16 protein-coding genes are annotated in these 17,048 nt (G+C 65.3%); 5 read left to right on the forward strand and 11 right to left on the reverse strand.

What is annotated here, in order from left to right; all coding sequences use genetic code 11:
• Window positions 1-83 precede the first annotated feature (83 nt).
• Both OKW29_RS33885 and OKW29_RS33890 read left to right on the forward strand, forming a co-directional pair.
• Complete coding sequence (locus tag OKW29_RS33885; protein WP_184070648.1) at window positions 84-809, forward strand: OmpW/AlkL family protein; 726 nt, start codon at window positions 84-86, stop codon at window positions 807-809.
• 367 nt (window positions 810-1,176) lie between these two features.
• Window positions 1,177-1,557, forward strand: a complete 381-nt coding sequence (locus OKW29_RS33890; protein ID WP_013090729.1) for a DUF883 family protein — start codon at window positions 1,177-1,179, stop codon at window positions 1,555-1,557.
• 102 nt (window positions 1,558-1,659) lie between these two features.
• On the opposite strand, the gene OKW29_RS33895 is transcribed toward OKW29_RS33890, so the two are convergent.
• From OKW29_RS33895 to pilM, 7 genes are all read right to left on the reverse strand, one after another.
• Window positions 1,660-2,862, reverse strand: a complete 1,203-nt coding sequence (locus OKW29_RS33895; protein ID WP_311541596.1) for a deoxyguanosinetriphosphate triphosphohydrolase — start codon at window positions 2,860-2,862, stop codon at window positions 1,660-1,662.
• Between the two features lie 144 nt (window positions 2,863-3,006).
• Window positions 3,007-4,083, reverse strand: a complete 1,077-nt coding sequence (aroB, locus tag OKW29_RS33900; RefSeq protein ID WP_429294049.1) for a 3-dehydroquinate synthase — start codon at window positions 4,081-4,083, stop codon at window positions 3,007-3,009.
• Between the two features lie 8 nt (window positions 4,084-4,091).
• On the reverse strand, window positions 4,092-4,643 hold the full coding sequence (locus OKW29_RS33905; protein WP_090802131.1) for a shikimate kinase: 552 nt from the start codon (window positions 4,641-4,643) through the stop codon (window positions 4,092-4,094).
• A gap of 114 nt (window positions 4,644-4,757) precedes the next feature.
• Entirely contained in the window at window positions 4,758-6,476 is a 1,719-nt protein-coding gene (locus tag OKW29_RS33910; RefSeq protein ID WP_429294050.1) for a type IV pilus secretin PilQ, read from the reverse strand.
• Window positions 6,473-7,405, reverse strand: a complete 933-nt coding sequence (locus OKW29_RS33915) for a hypothetical protein (RefSeq protein ID WP_429294051.1) — start codon at window positions 7,403-7,405, stop codon at window positions 6,473-6,475. The genes OKW29_RS33910 and OKW29_RS33915 overlap by 4 nt, the downstream gene beginning before the upstream one ends.
• Window positions 7,402-8,088, reverse strand: coding sequence for a fimbrial assembly protein (locus OKW29_RS33920; protein WP_429294052.1), 687 nt, complete (start codon window positions 8,086-8,088; stop codon window positions 7,402-7,404). The genes OKW29_RS33915 and OKW29_RS33920 overlap by 4 nt, the downstream gene beginning before the upstream one ends.
• Window positions 8,085-9,074, reverse strand: coding sequence for a pilus assembly protein PilM (gene pilM, locus OKW29_RS33925; protein ID WP_187616818.1), 990 nt, complete (start codon window positions 9,072-9,074; stop codon window positions 8,085-8,087). Before pilM ends, OKW29_RS33920 begins: the two co-directional genes overlap by 4 nt.
• Before the next feature lie 270 nt (window positions 9,075-9,344).
• Here pilM and OKW29_RS33930 point away from each other — a divergent pair, with 270 nt between their 5' ends.
• Window positions 9,345-11,741, forward strand: a complete 2,397-nt coding sequence (locus tag OKW29_RS33930) for a penicillin-binding protein 1A (protein ID WP_429294053.1) — start codon at window positions 9,345-9,347, stop codon at window positions 11,739-11,741.
• A gap of 94 nt (window positions 11,742-11,835) precedes the next feature.
• Here the strand turns inward: OKW29_RS33930 and cyaY are convergent, their stop codons facing one another.
• On the reverse strand, window positions 11,836-12,156 hold the full coding sequence (gene cyaY, locus OKW29_RS33935; protein WP_090802140.1) for an iron donor protein CyaY: 321 nt from the start codon (window positions 12,154-12,156) through the stop codon (window positions 11,836-11,838).
• Window positions 12,157-12,191: 35 nt separating this feature from the next.
• Here cyaY and lptM point away from each other — a divergent pair, with 35 nt between their 5' ends.
• Both lptM and lysA read left to right on the forward strand, forming a co-directional pair.
• Complete coding sequence (gene lptM / locus OKW29_RS33940) at window positions 12,192-12,536, forward strand: LPS translocon maturation chaperone LptM (RefSeq protein ID WP_090802141.1); 345 nt, start codon at window positions 12,192-12,194, stop codon at window positions 12,534-12,536.
• A 9-nt stretch (window positions 12,537-12,545) separates the two neighbouring features.
• A complete protein-coding gene (lysA, locus tag OKW29_RS33945; protein WP_429294054.1) occupies window positions 12,546-13,808 on the forward strand; it encodes a diaminopimelate decarboxylase in 1,263 nt (420 codons plus the stop codon).
• Between the two features lie 111 nt (window positions 13,809-13,919).
• Here the strand turns inward: lysA and msrQ are convergent, their stop codons facing one another.
• The 3 genes from msrQ to ccsB all read right to left on the reverse strand — a co-directional run bounded on the left by msrQ (window position 13,920) and on the right by ccsB (window position 17,045).
• Window positions 13,920-14,621 (reverse strand): protein-methionine-sulfoxide reductase heme-binding subunit MsrQ, encoded by a 702-nt coding sequence (gene msrQ / locus OKW29_RS33950; protein WP_429294055.1) that lies wholly within the window; start codon window positions 14,619-14,621, stop codon window positions 13,920-13,922.
• 10 nt (window positions 14,622-14,631) lie between these two features.
• Window positions 14,632-15,627 (reverse strand): protein-methionine-sulfoxide reductase catalytic subunit MsrP, encoded by a 996-nt coding sequence (gene msrP, locus OKW29_RS33955; RefSeq protein ID WP_429294056.1) that lies wholly within the window; start codon window positions 15,625-15,627, stop codon window positions 14,632-14,634.
• A gap of 206 nt (window positions 15,628-15,833) precedes the next feature.
• The gene (ccsB, locus tag OKW29_RS33960; protein ID WP_090802147.1) at window positions 15,834-17,045 is read right to left on the reverse strand and encodes a c-type cytochrome biogenesis protein CcsB; all 1,212 of its coding nucleotides are present in this window, start codon (window positions 17,043-17,045) and stop codon (window positions 15,834-15,836) included.
• Window positions 17,046-17,048: the final 3 nt, after the last annotated feature.

Raw genomic sequence — 17,048 nt, forward strand, 5'->3', positions numbered from 1 at the left:
TAGGGAGAAAACTCTAACCGCCGCGTATGGTTTGTTTCAAACGTTGTAGTCATAATGAGCGGGCCTTTTTTGGAGGAGCACATATGAAATTAAAACAGGCCGTAACGGGGATGGCAGTGCTAGCCTGCATGAGCACGGCAGCGCACGCACAATCGGCCGGCACCATTTACTTCTCGACGGGCTGGTTCCATCTGGCGCCCCAATCGAGCAGCGACCCACTGACCGTGACCAGCATTGGCGGTAGCCCAACCAACATCACCGAAGCCAACACCGGCGCCTCGCTGAGTTCGGCCGATACCATCGGTTTCACCGCCGGCTACTTCGTCACCGACCATATCGCAACCGAATTCGTCATTGGCGTCCCCCCTACTTTCGATCTGTTCGGCACGGGCAGCTTCGCGCAGTTCGGCAAGCTCGGGCAGGCCAAACAGTGGAGCCCGACGCTGCTGTTCAAGTACTACTTCAACGCGCCGACTGCTTCGTTCCGCCCGTATCTCGGTCTCGGTGTGAGCCGCATCTGGTTCACCGACGAACACATTTCCAACAGCGCATTCGAAGCCAACGTTCTGCATGGTCCGACCAGTGTGTCGACGGATAGTTCGTGGGAACCTGTGTTTAATGCGGGCTTCACGTACGCCTTCAATCAGCATTGGTTCGCCGGCGTGTCGATCTCGTACCTGCCGCTCAGCACGACCGCAAAGCTCACTTCGGCATCGGCCACGCCGGTCGGCACGCTGACCGTGCAATCGCAAACCAAGATCAAGCTGAACCCGATCGTCACTTACGTCAACGTCGGTTACCGTTTCTAACGCTTCGCTAGAGCGGGTAGCTTGAATTAGGGTAGTCGAATTTTCGCGACCTGGGGAACGCCATCATCGAACCGATCACGGCGTTTGCATTTGGCGTCTCTGTTGCATCGGGATGGCAGCGTCATCCGGCATCAGCGTTTGTAAATTTGACGCGAATTCGGCGCGTCCATGTGCAAAATCCGGCGACGATACGGGCACGCCCCATCCTGTCGCGAGCCGCACGCGTGCAGCGGTACCGGCGATGCAGCGCTTGGCATCGAAGTTGCGTTTAGATGGCGTTTCCTACGCGACGACGTGATACTGCGTCTGCGCATAGCGTGTCCGCGCGACGATGCGCGGGGCCTTTCAACTCATCGACGGAGCGACCATGACAGCACTTCCAAATACGCGAGACGCCCTCGGCGAATCCTGGACCAGCGCGAGTCGCCGCGCGCGGCGCATCGCTCGCCACAGCCGCCACGCGGCCGAAGACATCGCGGTCGAGTTGCGCACCCTGCTGTCGGAACTCGAATCGACCTTGGCCGACGGCACGCAGGCCGACGCCGTGGCCCTGCGCGGCAGGCTGCGCAAACAGTTGGACGCCGCGCGCGAGCGGCTGAACGACACGCGCGACGCGATGCGCGATCGTGCGGGCGTGGCGATCTCGGACGCCGATCACTACGTGCATGAAAATCCGTGGCAGACGATTGCGATCGTCGGCGGGCTTGCGCTGGTGGCGGGGGCGCTGTTCGCGTCCCGTTCGCGATGACGCTGGCTTGCGCGGTTTGACGGTGCTGGCAAGGCGGCGCGACGGCCGCTTCGATGCGGCAACGCTGAACGTTACCCCCTTGCCGCGCCCAGCCGCCAGCGGCTAGTTATCGTCGATCACGAACAGCCGCCGATACTCCTTCAGCGCGTAACGATCGGTCATCCCCGCGATGTAATGCGCGATCAAACGCGGCTGACGCGTCGCATCGGCCGACTGATAGTCCGGCGGCAGCAGCCGCGGGTCGTCGGTGAACGCGTCGAACAGGCCGACCACGACGCGGCGTGCCTTGTTGGCCATGCGCATCACGCGATAGTGACGGTACATGTTTCTGAACAGGAAGCGCTTGAGCGCCGCGGCCTGCGCGGCGATCGCATCACTGTGCGCGACGAGCGGGGGCGCCGCGCGCACGTCGTCGAGTGACGCCGGCGCGTAGCGCGCGAGATTGGCCCGCGTCGTTTCGATCAGATCGACGATCAGCGTATTGATCACGCGCCGCACCGTCTCGTGAATCAGCCGACGCCCCTCGATCTGCGGATAGTCGCCGCGCGCCGCCTCGCAGTGCGTCTGCCAGAGTTCCACTTCGGCGAGCTGCTCGAGCGACAGCAGACCGGAGCGCAGCCCGTCGTCGACGTCGTGATTGTTGTACGCGATTTCGTCGGCGACGTTGGCGATCTGCGCTTCGAGCGACGGTTGCCGCCCTTCGAGAAAGCGCTCGCCCAATGTCCCGAGCCTGCGCGCGTTGTCGCGCGAGCAATGCTTGAGAATGCCCTCACGCGTCTCGAAGCACAGGTTCAACCCATTGAACGCTCCGTAGTGCTCTTCAAGTTCGTCGACGACCGTGAGGCTCTGCAGGTTGTGCTCGAAGCCGCCATGCTCGCGCATGCATTCGTTCAACGCATCCTGGCCGGCATGGCCGAACGGCGTATGGCCGAGATCGTGCGCCAGCGAAATCGCTTCGACGAGATCTTCATTGACGCGCAGATTGCGCGCAACCGAGCGCGCGATCTGCGCAACTTCGAGGCTATGGGTGAGGCGCGTGCGAAACAGGTCGCCCTCGTGGTTGACGAATACCTGAGTCTTGTACTCGAGCCGCCGGAATGCGGTCGAGTGGACGATGCGGTCGCGGTCGCGCTGAAACTCGGTACGCGCGCTCGGCGCGGTTTCCGCATAGCGACGCCCACGCGACTGGCTCGAATGCGCCGCGTACGGCGCGAGATGCGCTTCGAGCGCCTGCTGGGTCGGCGCGGGGACGGCGGGTGTGGCAACCGCGGCAGCGGCATCCGCGGTGCTGACCGTGGCGGCGATGACGCCGTTCCCGGCGCCTGCGCGCGCGCTCGTCGTGTCATGCTGGATATCGTCGCTGCGCCTGTCAGTCACCGGGTCCTCCGAAACATGGGCGGCGCCTCGTGACGCGGGTGCGTGAAGCGTGGCTGCAGGGCCGTGTTGAATCTAGACGGCGGCGGCCAGCGTCGCATGCACGTCGGCGTCGGGCGCGCGGGTGATCAGTGTCTCACCGAAACGCTTCAGCAGAATGAACTTGACCGCGCCGGCTTCCGCCTTCTTGTCGATCTGCATCAGCTCGATGTAACGATCCGCGCCGAGCGCGGGAGCACGCGTGGGCAGATGCGCGGCAAGCACGACGTCGACGAGCCGCTTGCGCGACGCTTCATCGAGATGGCCGAGCCTCACCGACAGATCCGCCGCCATCACCATTCCGCAGCCGACCGCCTCGCCGTGCAGCCACTCGCCATAGCCGAGTCCGGCTTCGATCGCGTGGCCGAACGTGTGACCGAAGTTGAGGATCGCGCGCAGACCACCTTCGCGCTCGTCCTGGGCCACCACCGACGCCTTGATCTCGCACGAGCGTTTGACTGCCTCGGTCAACGCCTCCGGTTCGCAGCGGTTCAAAGCCTCGATATTGGCCTCGATCCAGCTGAAGAATCCGGCGTCGGCGATTGCGCCGGTCTTGATGACCTCGGCGATGCCCGCCGCGAGTTCGCGTTCGGGCAACGTACGCAATGCGCCGATGTCAGCGATCACCGCCCGAGGCTGGTAGAACGCGCCGATCATATTCTTGCCCAGCGGATGATTGATGCCGGTCTTGCCGCCGACCGACGAATCCACCTGCGACAGCAACGTGGTCGGCACCTGGATGAACGGCACGCCGCGCATGTAGCAGGCGGCGGCAAACCCGGTCATGTCGCCGATCACACCGCCACCGAGCGCGATCAGCGTGGTCTTGCGGTCGGCGCGCGAGCCGAGCAGCGCGTCGAAGATCAGGTTCAGCGTCTGCAGATTCTTGTGTGCTTCGCCGTCCGGCAAAACCACCGTGGACACCTGCTTGTTCAGCGGCGCAAGCGCTGCGCGCAGCTTGTCGCCGTAGAGCGGATCGACGGTGCTATTGGTGACGATCGTGACCGAGTTGCCGGCGATATGCGGCGCGAACAGCGCGGTCTGGCCGATCAGGCCGGCACCGATATGGATGGGGTAGGCGCGCTCGCCCAGTTCGACGTTGACGGTAATCATACGGTCCATTATGACGCAGGATGTTTGGCGACGCCGGCCATCTCGAGCTGCATCAGAACCATGTTGACGAGTCCGTTGACCGAGGGCCGGCCGGTTTCGATCACGAAGTGCGCGCATTCGCGGTACAGCGGGTCGCGCACTTCATAGAGCGCTTCGAGGCGCGCCTTGGGGTCTTCCGTTTGCAGCAGCGGGCGATTCTTGTCGCGCCGCGTGCGCAGCCACAGGTCATGCGGATTGGCGCGCAGATAGATCACGAGGCCACGGCTTTTCAACGCTTCGCGGTTTTCCGGCCGCAGGACTGCACCGCCGCCGGTCGCGAGCACGATATTGTCGCGCCCGGTCAGCTCGGAGATCACGCTCGCTTCGCGATCGCGAAAGCCCGCTTCGCCCTCGAGCTCGAAGATCACGGGAATGCGCGCGCCCGTGCGCGCCTCGATTTCGTGGTCGGAATCGAAGAACGGGCGCTCGAGACGGCGCGCAACCGCCCGACCCACAGTGGTTTTTCCTGCCCCCATGAGCCCTACGAAAAAAACATTGGCGTGTGCGTCCCGCGCTTGCAACGGTGTCCTCTGGCTAATCCGGTGTAGTTCGTGCCGCAGCTTACTGGCAAAGCGGCTGCCTTGTCGAGCCTGCGCGCCGCCGGCGGACGGCGGTGCATGCGTGCCCTATATGCCCTAATTTTCCCGCACCACGCGCGGCGTGATGAAAACCGCCAGTTCGCTACGCGTGTCGCGATGAGTCCGATGGCGGAACAATGCGCCCAGAACCGGTATTTTGCCGAGGAGGGGCACCCGCTCGACGTCGTCACGGTCGTCGGTCTCGTAAATTCCGCCGATCGACACCGTACCACCGTCCTCGACCTCGACGCGCGTTTGCACGTGCTTGGTGTTGATCGCGGGCCCGGCGTCGGTCTGCTCGCCGACGCTGTCCTTCGCGACGTCGAGATCGAGCACCACGCGGCCATCCGGCATGATCTGCGGCTCGACCTCCAGTTTGAGCGTCGCCCGACGAAACTGCACGCCCGATACGCCCTGGCCGACCTTCGCCTGATACGGCAGCTCGGTGCCCTGCTCGACGATCGCCTTCATCCGGTCCGCGGTGACGACCCGTGGGCTCGACACGATTTTCCCATGCCCTTCGGACTCGAGCGCCGAGAGTTCGATATTCAGCAGCCGGGTCGCGTGAGCCGCGAACAGCGTGAGGCCGGCGGTCGCGGCATCGAATCCGGAGATCGGTCGGGCCGACAGATCGTACACGGAGCCGTCCGTTCCACCCGTCAGCCCTCTCGACGTACCGTCCGCGCTGGTGCCGGCGAGCGACAGCCGCACCCCGAGATTGCGCGAAAAGCCCTGGTCGCCTTCGACGATCTGAGCCTCGATCAGCACCTGGCGAGTCGGCCGGTCGACGGAAGCGATCAGCGTCGCGATCTGCTCGAGCCGCCCCGCGAGATCGGTGACGAACAGCAGATTGGTGCGCGGATCAGCGGTGACGGCGCCACGTTTGGACAGCACGCGCTGGGTGCCGGAACCGGTCAGCAGGCGACGCACGTCCTCGGCGTGCGCGTAGTGCAGCTCGAACGTGCGGCTCGCGAGCGGCTCGAGGTCCGCGGCGCGCGCGTGGGCTTCGAAGCGCTGACGTTCGCGCGCGGCGAGCTCGGCGGCAGGCGCGACCCAGATTACGTTGCCGTGGCGCTCCATCGCCAGATTGTTGACGTCGAGCAAGGTGTCGAACGCGGTGCGCCACGGCACCTTGTCGAGACGTATCGACACGGCGCCGCGCACTTTGTCGCTGGCGACGATGTTCAGGCCGGTGAACTCGGCGAACGCTTTCAGGACCGCGCCAAGTTGCGCACGCTGAAAGTTCAGCGAGATCGGCTCGTTGCCCGCGGGAAGGCCCGAGTCCGCACTCGCCGATGCGTCGGCGAGGCGCGGCCGCGGCGGCAGCGGGACCGGCGGGCCTTCGAGACCAGGCGTGCCGGCACTGTCGTCGCGAGCCGGGGTGGCGGGTTGTCCTGGCGAAGGCGGCGGCATCGGGCCGTTGGCGACGTCGTCCGGGGAGGCGTCGGGCCCTATCGCGGAACGCGCGGCCGGCTGGAGCGTGTCCGGCTCCTGGGCCGCGCCTGGCGTGGAAACGTCGCCGAACGGATTCGCCGCCTGGCCGACGCCGCCGCTCGGCAGCGGCGCCGTCTCGTAGGTGGTGTTGGCCGACACGGCCGGGTCGTCGAGCGCCGCGTAAGTCGGCAACGGCGGCAGCAGCAGTGGCGTCGCTGCCTGTGCGACGCCGGCACCCAGCGTCGCGGCGACGTAGAGCCCGAAACACCGTCCGGAGACGACGCGGACCTCTCGTCCGACGCCCAGCGTCGCGACGCTCCATCGCTTGAGCGGGCGCATCATGACGCCTCCGTCAGCGTCAGCGTACGCGTCGCGCCGCCGTTCGCGAGCGTAATGCCAAGCGCGTCGAGCTGTGTGACCCGCTCGACGCCCAGTCGTTGCCCGGCCGCGACCGTCGTCGTGCCGTCTGGCGTGTCGAGCAGCGCGAGCCCGCGGGTACGATCGCGCAGCAAACCGACAAGGCGCAACTCAGAAGCATCGCCCAGCTCGCCGCTCGCGGAGATCTGCGACTTCGCAAACGGATCGAAGAACACGAGGCCTTCGTCGTCATCGTCGGCAGCCTCGTCGGCGTCAGGGCTCGCCTCGGCGCTCGCAGCCGGGGTGTCGGGCACCGGTCGCAGCGCAGCGTACACCTGCAGCGTCGCGGCCACCGCGAGCCCTTTGCCGTCCTGCTTGACGGTCACGTCGACGGGAACGATCAGCACCGGCAGTTGCGCGAGCCCGTGGAAAAACGCCATCAGGTGAACGAAGTCGGTGCGCGCGGTGAGCTGCAGCGCGCGCATCCGCTCGACGCCCTCGCCGCTCGCCGCGCCCGGTTCCACCGCAAGCAGCGCGACGCCGCTTTGCGTGGCCAGCTCGGAGACGATGCGCACGTCGTCGGCGGAGTTCCACGACACGGCGCTCGACGCCGTGGCCGGCATCGCCGCGGCTGCACGGCGCAGCGACGGCAGCTGTGCGAGCGTGTGCCGCGCGTCCGCGAGACGCTGCGTGCTGAGCGCGAGCGCCGCGCGGCTCGCTTCCAGCCCGGCGAGATCAGCCGCGTTCCAGCCGTACGCGCCGACACCGAACACGAGCGCGGCAAGCGTCGCCGCGACGAGCCAGCGACGGCGCCGGCTCCACGCCTCGAGCGGCATACGCGCCCGCTTGACCCAGCGCGAAAAACCCGCGGACCCATCCGCCGCACCACCCGCCTCGAAAAAGGTCGTGCTCATCGCGCACCTCCCGTTCGTGCGGCCTTCAGGGCGCGCGTCGCTTTGTGCGGCGGATCGCCCCAGCGCAGGCGCGCATCGAACTCCACGGGTCCGCCTATCGCCTGTTCCGTCGACGCGCCGCCCTTCCCCGTCGGCCGATGCAGATCGCGCATCTCCGCGCCCTGCACGCCGTGGATCGCGCCGAGCCGCTTGAGCCACTCAGCCGACGCGATATGGTCACTCGAAGTCGCCAGCAATTCAGTCTCGTACTCGCGCTGGCGCAACTGCCGCAACACGACGCGATCGCCGGGTTCGAAGCTCAGCGTGTCGAGCAGATCGCGCAGATGTGCGAGCGGCCTTGCGAGACTCGCGGCGCGCGCCGCGGCTTCGCGCTCATCCTGTTCGGCCCGCGACAGCTTCGCGTGCTCCGCGAGCGGCACGGCGAGCGGAGTCAGCGCCTGCCCGGCCGCCGCGCGCCGCGCATCGAGCCGCGCTGCGGCGAAGCTCTGCCAACCGGCGACGAGCAACACACCCGCGGCACCGACACAAGCGGCCACAGCCCAGTCGCGCATACAGCGGCGCCGCGCGAGTCGCGCGTTGCGTTGGCGATACGGCAGCAGATTGAAGCCGCCCAGCCACGGTACAGCGGCGCGCTGATCGGCACTCGCGGCGACGCCAGACGAAAACGACAGAACGGCCTTCATTCCAGCACCCCGCGCAACGCGAGCCCAAACGCGACCGCGCCAGCCGGCTCGTGCAGCAAGGCGTCGTCGAGCGGCCGCGCGTGGCTGCCGAGCAGCGCGCATTCGAACGGCAGCGCCGAGCAGCCGAGCACGTCGCCAATATCGGCGAGTGAAAAGCCGACGCCGTCGAGCAGATCGATTTCGCCGCCAATCAGCGCGCAGTCGAACTCCGGCCCGTGCGTGAGATCGCGCAACGCGTCGGCGAGATCGGCATGCTCGGGCGCCGGGTAGCGCATCTCGCCGACGCTCGCGCCATCGACGACGCTCCAGCCGTACACGCCGTCCGTACCGACCCACACCGCCGCGTACGGCTCGTTCGGGTCGAGCTCGCGACTGGCCGCATGGCGCAGCGCGCGCAATGCCGCATGCGGTTCGCCATCGATCGCGGACAGCGAAATCCCTGCGGTCGCGGCGCATTCGATCCGCGCTTCGAGATGCTGACGCGCGGTCGCGGCGATCTTCACCGAGCGCACCGGCGACGGCGTCTCGTCGACGTACCAGTCGACCGCGAGCGCATGACGCTCGAGGCCGGCGATGCGCTCCGCCTCTCCCATCACCGCGGGCGCAAGTCCGGCGAGCGCAACGCCGCCGTCCTCCGCCTCGCAGTCGCTCTGAGCGGCGAGCCGCGCGAGCGGCACTGTCGTCGTCAACGTGGCCGACGAAGGCACGGCCATCGCGCAGCGCAGCGCGTGCGTCGCGCACACGCGCGGCAAACCGGCGAACGCATCGCGCAACGCCCGCGCGACGGCCTGCCGATCGACGATCTCGGCGCCCGCCATGGTGCCGGCCGCGAACGGCACCGTGCTCATATGTTCGAGATGCAGCGCGCCCCGGGCGCGTTGACTCACCACGACGAGACGCACGTTTTGCGAACCGACATCGATGCCGGCGGCGAAACGCTGCCGGCCCTCCCGCACCGCCTGAAGCCATGAATTTTTATAGGCCATACCGCCCTCCCTCTGACTCACGCGACGAACCATTCGAACGCGAGTAACGAGGGATCATTGTCGGCAGACGCACGTCCTAACGACATTCAGCCGAATGGCTAACGCGGATGCGAAGCCGCCCCGAGCGACATCAAAGCGACTACAGTTGGGACTACGGCGAAGTCATTCCCGCGCCGCCTTGCGTGTGCCGATTGCGCGTTATTCGTAAGCTTGTCGAAAGCAGAAAAACCCTGGCGGCTATAATCGCGGGACTGTTTTTCCGGTACTCCTATGCAAGCCACGTCTCCTGCGTCCCCACCGCCCGCGCCGAAAAAGCGCAAACGTCCGTTATGGCTGAAGCTGATCCTTGGCTTTGTCGGGTTGATCGTGGCGGGCATCGTCTGCGTGGCGCTGGTGCTCGGCTATGCGCTCGTCGTCGCGACGCCAAACCTGCCGTCACTCGATGCATTGACTGACTATCAGCCCAAAGTGCCGCTGCGAATCTATACGGCCGACCACGTGCTGATCGGCGAATTCGGCGCGGAGCGGCGCGACATCGTGCACATCCAGGACGTGCCCGACAGCCTGAAGAAAGCGATCCTCGCGATCGAGGACGCGCGCTTCTATGAGCACGGTGGCGTCGACCTCACCGGCATCGCGCGAGCCGGCTTCGTCGCGCTGACCAACGGTCATGCGACGCAAGGCGCGAGCACGATCACGATGCAGGTCGCGCGCAACTTCTTTCTGTCCAGCGAGAAGACGTACACGCGCAAGATCTACGAGATGCTGCTCGCGTACAAGATCGAGTCGAAGCTGAGCAAGGATCAGATTCTCGAGGTGTACATGAATCAGATCTATCTCGGTCAGCGCGCGTACGGTTTCGCGAGTGCCGCGCGCGTGTACTTCGGCAAGGATCTGAAGGACCTGACGCTCGCCGAATCGGCGATGCTCGCCGGTCTGCCGAAGGCGCCCTCCGCGTATAACCCGGTCGTCAATCCGAAGCGTGCGAAGGTGCGCCAGGAGTACATCCTGCAGCGCATGTACGAATTGCACTACATCACTCAGGAACAGTACGACGAGGCGAGCCGGCAGCGGCTCGTCGTGAAGGGCATGGGCAAGGAGTACAGCGTACACGCGGAATACGTCGCGGAAATGGTGCGGCAGATGATGTACGCGCAGTATCGCGAGGAAGCCTACACGCACGGCCTGAACGTCGTGACCACGATCGACTCGGCCGATCAGGACGTCGCCTACCACGCGGTGCGCAAAGGCTTGATGGACTACGAGCGCCGTCACGGCTATCGCGGCCCGGAGGCGTTCATCGATCTGCCGGCCGACGCCGACGAGCGCGAGCAGGCCATCGACGACGCGCTGCTCGAACATCCCGACAATGGCGAAATCATCGCGGCCGTCGTCACGGCGGCGGGCCCGAAGCAGGTCCAGGCGGCGTTCATCGACGGCAATGTCGCGACCATTCAGGGCGACGGCCTGCGCTATGCGCAGTTCGCGCTCGGCCCGCGCGCGCAGCCGAATCAGCGCATCCGGCCCGGCGCGATCGTGCGGCTCGTGAAGAACGACGAGGGCGACTGGTCGATCACGCAATTGCCCCAGGTGGAAGGCGCGTTCATCTCGCTGGTGCCGCAGGACGGTGCGATCCGCTCGCTGGTCGGCGGCTTCGACTTCAACAAGAACAAGTTCAATCACGTTACGCAGGCGTGGCGTCAGCCGGGCTCCAGCTTCAAGCCGTTCATCTATTCGGCGTCGCTCGAAAAGGGCCTCGGGCCCGCCACGATCATCAACGACGCGCCGCTCTTCTTCAGCGCCGCCGAAACCGGCGGCCAGGCGTGGGAGCCGAAAAACTACGGCGGCGGCTTCGACGGTCCGATGACGATGCGCACCGCGCTCCAGAAATCGAAGAACCTCGTGTCGATCCGCATCCTGAACCAGATCGGCCCGAAGTACGCGCAGCAATACATCACGCGGTTTGGCTTCGACGCGGACCGTCATCCCGCCTATCTGCCGATGGCGCTCGGCGCGGGTCTCGTGACGCCGCTGCAAATGGCCGGCGCGTTCTCGGTGTTTGCCAACGGCGGCTACCGGATCAATCCGTATCTGATCGCGGAGGTCACCGATCAGCGCGGCATCGTCGTCGCGCACGCGCAGCCGCTCGTGGCCGGGCAAAGCGCGCCGTTCGCGATCCAACCGCGCAACGCCTACGTGATGAACAGCCTGCTGCAAAGCGTCGCGCAGCACGGCACCGGGGCGAAGAGCAACGTGCTCAAGCGCACCGATCTCGCCGGCAAGACCGGCACGACCAACGATTCCCGTGACGCGTGGTTCGCCGGCTATCAGCACACGCTCACCGCGATCGCGTGGATCGGCTACGACAACCCGCGCAGCCTCGGCGACAAGGAAACCGGCGGCGGCCTGGCGCTGCCGGTGTGGATCGAGTACATGGGACGCGCGCTGAAGGGGGTGCCCGAGTACAAGATGCCACGCCCCGACGACGTCAGCGAAATCGGCTCGGAGCTTTATTTCGACGAGTTCACGCCGGGCCACGGTTTCATCGCGACGGTCGGCGTCAGTCAGGCGACGCTCGATGCCGAGGCGAGCGCGGCAGCCGCCGCTCCGGAACAGGTCGGCGAACAGGAAAAGCAGGACATCATGAATCTGTTCCGCGGGCACTGAGGCTGCGTCGATGTCCCGCTAGAAAAGAAAAAACCGCCGCGTTCGTTACGCGGCGGTTTTGTTTTGAGAGCGTCTCGCGCTTATTACACCGCGCTCATAGCGCGGCGATCCGCACCGGCTCGCCAGCCTGCTGCGTCGCATACTGCGACAGCGCCGCGAAAAACTCCGCGCCGCTGCGCGTGTCGCGCCATTCACCGTCGACGAAACGGAAGTGGAAACCGCCGGCCTTCGCCGCGATCCAGATCTCGCTCATCGGCGGCTGAAGGTTGACGATGATCTTCGTGCGGTTCTCGAATTCGAGCGTCAAAACGTTGCCGCTGCGCTCGAGCTCGATGTCGGCGTCGATGTCGTCGAGCGCGCTCTCGATGGCGGCCAGCACGGCTTCCGCACGGGTCAGGTAATCACTATCGGACATGCTAAACTCCATCGATTATTCATTCAGGGACAGTCATGCGAGTCGTAACTCGGATGCGCGCGGCAGCGCCCGGCCGCGCGATTGTAGCGGTTTTAGTCATTCTCGCAGGTTGTGCGCTTACCGGCTGCGGCCAACGCGGCTCACTCTATCTGCCGACCGTACCGCCGATGCCTGCCCCGCCGGCTCACCGCACGCAAACGCCATCGACCGATCGAACGCAACCGGCTAGCGGCAGCGCGGCCGACACGGGTTCGATCCCGGACACCTCGGGCACGCCGCTCACGCTCGCCCCCGAAGACCAGCTCGCGGCGCCGCCCGCTTCGGCGGCATCGGCTCCCGCAGTGCCGCTGCCCGCCTCTGCCGTCCCTTCCGTTCAATAAGACTTTCGCATGACTCGATCCGCATTTGACTACGTCGACGGCGTATTGCACGCCGAAGGCGTGTCCGCCGTTTCCCTCGCCGAGCAGTTCGGCACGCCGCTCTACGTCTATTCACGCGCCGCGCTCACCGCTGCGTGGAACGCCTATGCGGGCGCCTGCGCGGGGCGTCGCGCGAGCGTGCACGTGGCCGTCAAGGCCAACAGCAATCTCGCGGTGCTGAACGTGTTCGCGCGCCTCGGCGCGGGCTTCGACATCGTGTCGGGCGGCGAGCTCGCGCGCGTGCTCGCGGCTGGCGGCAAAGCGGAAAACACCGTGTTTTCGGGCGTTGGCAAGCAGGCAAGCGAAATGCGCGACGCGCTCGCGGCGGGCGTCAAATGCTTCAACGTCGAATCGATTCCCGAACTCGACCGCCTCAACGCGGTGGCGGGCGAGATGGGCAAGAAAGCGCCGGTGTCGCTGCGCGTGAATCCCGATGTCGATGCGAAAACGCATCCGTACATTTCCACCGGACTCAAGACCAACAAGTTCGGCGTCGCGTTCGAAGATGCGCGTGCCACCTACCAGGCGGCCGCGGCGATGTCGAATCTCGAGGTGATCGGCATCGACTGCCATATTGGCTCGCAGATCACCGAAGTCGCGCCCTATCTCGACGCGATCGACAAGGTGCTGGAACTCGTCGAGCAGATCGAGCAGGACGGCGTGTCGATTCGCCATATCGACGTCGGCGGCGGTCTGGGCATCACCTACGACGACGAAACGCCGCCGGAAATCGGTGAGTTCGTGCGCACGGTGCTCGATCGCATCGAAGCGCGCGGCCACGGTCACCGCGAAGTCTATTTCGAGCCGGGCCGCTCGCTGGTCGGCAATGCGGGCGTGCTGCTCACACGTCTCGAGTTTCTGAAGCCGGGCGAGGACAAGAACTTCGCGATCGTCGACGCGGCGATGACCGATCTCGCGCGCCCCGCGATGTACGACGCCTATCATGCCATCGAGCCGGTCGTGAAGCGCGACGTCCCCGCGCATGTGTACGACGTGGTCGGCCCGGTCTGCGAAAGCGGCGACTGGCTCGGCCGCGAGCGGCTGCTCGCGATCGAACCCGGCGATCTGCTCGCGATCCGCTCGGCCGGCGCGTACGGCTTCGTGATGAGCTCGAACTACAACACCCGTGCGCGCGCCGCCGAGGTGATGGCGGATGGTACACAGGCGCATGTGGTTCGCGCGCGCGAAGAGGTCAAGCAGCTGTTTGCGGATGAAACAATACTGCCGGCGTAAACGTCAGTACCTGCGGCAGAGCGCGAAGGTCGAGCGCAGCAACGAAAATGGCGATGCCACGGTGGCATCGCCATTTTTATTTGAAACAGCGTGACGCCAATAAACTCGCCATCATCGTCGGCGCGTTCCCATCCTCCGCTCACGTATCCACACCACCAGCCGCCATCCCAGCAACGCGATCATCACCGCGCCGTAGATCTTCGGCAGCAGCAGGTCGTGCTTGCCCGCCTTCATCCACCAGAAATGCAGGATCGCGAGCACGCCGATCGCATAGATCGCGCGATGCAGCGTCTGCCAGCGACGTCCGAGCTTGCGCACCATCGCGCGCGGCGACGTGACCGCAAGCGCGATCAGCAGCACGAACGCGGTGAAGCCCACCGTGATGAACGGCCGCTTGCCGATGTCCTTCAGAATCTCCGCAACATCGAACCACTTGTCGAACCACAGGTACGTGGTGAAATGCAGCGTCGCGTAGAAGAACGTGTAGAGCCCGAGCATGCGGCGGAAACGCACGAACGCGGCGACGCCGGTCAGACGGCGTAGCGGCGTCACCGCGAGCGTGATGCACAGGAACACGAGCGTCCACAGGCCGGTCGAGCGTGTGATGAATTCAATCGGATTCGCGCCGAGCCGGTCGGTCAGGCCGAACAGCACGAGGCGCGCGAGAGGATAGAGCGCCGCGATGAAGACTGCGACTTTGGTGGGCACGACCCAGCGCGCGCCGCCGGTGGAACGCGGCTTCGCCGCCGACGCCGACGACGTCCGCCGCGTCGCAGGCTCGGTGCGGGTGACAGTTTGCGTATCGGAAACCATCGCGCTCGCCCTAGAAGTTCTTCTTCAGGTCCATGCCCTGATAGAGCGACGCGACCTGATCGCCGTAACCGTTGAACATCAGCGTCTTGCGTTTCGGCGTGAAAAAGCCGTCTTCGCCGATGCGCCGTTCAGTGGCTTGACTCCAGCGCGGATGATCGACATTCGGATTCACGTTCGAATAAAACCCATATTCGTTCGACGCGTACGTGTTCCAGCTCGTCGGCGGCTGCTTCTCGACGAAGCGGATTTTCACGAGCGACTTCGCGCTCTTGAAGCCGTACTTCCACGGCACCACGACGCGCACCGGCGCGCCGTTCTGATTCGGCAGCACCTGGCCGTAGAGGCCCATCGTCAGTAGCGTCAGCGGATGCATCGCCTCGTCCATCCGCAGGCCTTCGGAGTACGGCCAATCGAGTATGGGTGCCGACAACCCTGGCATCTGCGACGGATCGGCGAGCGTGATGAACTGCACGTACTTTGCATTGCCGGTCGGCTCGACGCGTTTGATCAGCTCCGACAGCGAGACGCCGATCCACGGCACCACGATCGACCAACCTTCGACGCAGCGATGCCGGTACACACGCTCCTCGAGCGGCGCGAGCTTCAGCAGATCGTCGATGTCGTACACCTTCGGATTCTTGATCTCGCCCTCGACGCTCACCTTCCACGGATGCGGCCGCAACGTGCCCGCGCGCTGCGAGGGGTCGGATTTATCGGTGCCGAACTCGTAGAAATTGTTGTAGGTTGCGATGTCCTTGTACGGCGTGATCTTGTCGAGCGCGACGAACCTGGTGTTGGTTTTCGCCGCGAGCTTCTGCGCCTTCGGATCGGGCGACGAGTAGGTCGCGAGCGCCTCGCCGCTCACGCCGATCAGGCTGCCGAGCGCCATCGCGCCCGCCGCCTGCAGGATGCGTCGCCGGTTCTCGAATACGTGCCGCGGCGCGATTTCGCTGCGCGCGATGTCATCGCCGGTCAGTTGAATTCTGTCGCTTCGCTTGATCCACATCGTGCTGCTCCTTGCCGGCCCGCCGCGTCGCGCGCGTTGCGGAGCCTTATTGATGATCGCCCCTTTGGGGGCGTCTGTCATCCACGGGTAGTTGCTCAGGTGCTCGACTGGCGAACACCGGGGCGCAACGAATATTCCATCGGCCATAAAAAAACCGCCGGTGCGAAAGCACGCGGCGGTTCTTAGTCGGTTCAGCGCGACGGATCTTACAGCTTGCCGTAGCTATGCAAGCCCGACAGGAACATGTTCACGCCGAGGAACGCGAAGCTCGTGACCAGCAGCCCGGTCAGCGCCCACCACGCGGCGAGCGCGCCGCGCAGGCCCTTCATCATACGCATGTGCAGCCAGGCCGCGTAGTTCAGCCACACGATCAGCGCCCACGTCTCCTTCGGGTCCCAGCTCCAGTAGCCGCCCCAGGCTTGGGCGGCCCACAGCGCGCCGAGAATCGTCGCGATCGTGAAGAACGCGAAGCCGACCGCGATCGACTTGTACATCACGTCGTCGAGCACGTCGAGCGCCGGCAGACGATCCGCGAGCACGCCGCGTTCCTTCGCCAGATATGCGACGCCGACCATCGCCGACAGCGCGAAGCTGCCATAGCCGATGAAGTTCGCCGGCACGTGAATCTTCATCCACCAGCTTTGCAGCGCCGGCACGAGCGGCTGGATCTGCTGCGCGTCGCGCGCGACCGAGTACCACATCAGGAAGCCGACGGCTGCGCTGATCACGAGCAACACGAACGCGCCGAGCGCGCGCGTGTTGTAGTGCTGCTCGTAGTACAGATAGAACAGCGCGGTGATCAGGCTGAACAGCACGAACACTTCATAGAGGTTCGAAATCGGAATATGGCCGACATCCGCGCCGATCAGATACGACTCGTACCAGCGCACCATCATACCGACGAAGCCCATCAGCACCGCCGCCCACGTCATCTTCGAGCCGATCGCGGCGCCGGTCGGCGAGCGCGACAGCAGCGCGATCCAGTAGAACCCGGTCGCGAATACGAAGAGCGCGCTCATCCACAGGATCGCGGACTGACTCGAGAGGAAATACTTGAGGAAGAAAGCGTTGTCGGCGCGGCTCAGATCGCCGTGGTAGATCTGGATTGCGAGCAGCGACAGCGCGGCGATTCCCACCATCAGCGGACGCACCGGCTTCCAGCGCCAGCCGAGCACGACGAAAACCGGCACCGAGCACATCAGCACGAGTTTGTCGTAGTAGTTCATGAACGGGTAATAGCGCGACAGCGCGAACCCGGCGCCCCCGACGAGCGCGAGCGCGAACAGCCAGTCGACGATACCCAGGCGTTTCAGGAACGGCCGTTCGTCGAAGTTCGGGAGTTCGGGCGTGCTGCTCGCAAACGCCTTGTCGGCGCGTGAAGCAGAAGAAGAGGAGGAGGAAACCTGAGTCAAGTCCATGAT

This window comes from Paraburkholderia sp. CI3 (assembly GCF_050436505.1).
GTDB classification, from domain to species: Bacteria; Pseudomonadota; Gammaproteobacteria; order Burkholderiales; family Burkholderiaceae; genus Paraburkholderia; species Paraburkholderia tuberum.

Bases quoted from the DNA above. Each gene is read 5' to 3' on its own strand.
- OKW29_RS33930 (WP_429294053.1), top strand. From the start codon at position 9,345: ATGCAAGCCACGTCTCCTGCGTCCCCACCGCCCGCGCCGAAAAAGCGC.
- OKW29_RS33910 (WP_429294050.1), bottom strand. From the start codon at position 6,476: ATGATGCGCCCGCTCAAGCGATGGAGCGTCGCGACGCTGGGCGTCGGA.
- lysA (WP_429294054.1), top strand. From the start codon at position 12,546: ATGACTCGATCCGCATTTGACTACGTCGACGGCGTATTGCACGCCGAA.
- OKW29_RS33920 (WP_429294052.1), bottom strand. From the start codon at position 8,088: ATGAAGGCCGTTCTGTCGTTTTCGTCTGGCGTCGCCGCGAGTGCCGAT.
- cyaY (WP_090802140.1), bottom strand. From the start codon at position 12,156: ATGTCCGATAGTGATTACCTGACCCGTGCGGAAGCCGTGCTGGCCGCC.
- OKW29_RS33890 (WP_013090729.1), top strand. From the start codon at position 1,177: ATGACAGCACTTCCAAATACGCGAGACGCCCTCGGCGAATCCTGGACC.
- ccsB (WP_090802147.1), bottom strand. From the start codon at position 17,045: ATGGACTTGACTCAGGTTTCCTCCTCCTCTTCTTCTGCTTCACGCGCC.
- OKW29_RS33915 (WP_429294051.1), bottom strand. From the start codon at position 7,405: ATGAGCACGACCTTTTTCGAGGCGGGTGGTGCGGCGGATGGGTCCGCG.
- aroB (WP_429294049.1), bottom strand. From the start codon at position 4,083: ATGATTACCGTCAACGTCGAACTGGGCGAGCGCGCCTACCCCATCCAT.
- lptM (WP_090802141.1), top strand. From the start codon at position 12,192: ATGCGAGTCGTAACTCGGATGCGCGCGGCAGCGCCCGGCCGCGCGATT.
- OKW29_RS33885 (WP_184070648.1), top strand. From the start codon at position 84: ATGAAATTAAAACAGGCCGTAACGGGGATGGCAGTGCTAGCCTGCATG.
- msrQ (WP_429294055.1), bottom strand. From the start codon at position 14,621: ATGGTTTCCGATACGCAAACTGTCACCCGCACCGAGCCTGCGACGCGG.
- pilM (WP_187616818.1), bottom strand. From the start codon at position 9,074: ATGGCCTATAAAAATTCATGGCTTCAGGCGGTGCGGGAGGGCCGGCAG.
- msrP (WP_429294056.1), bottom strand. From the start codon at position 15,627: ATGTGGATCAAGCGAAGCGACAGAATTCAACTGACCGGCGATGACATC.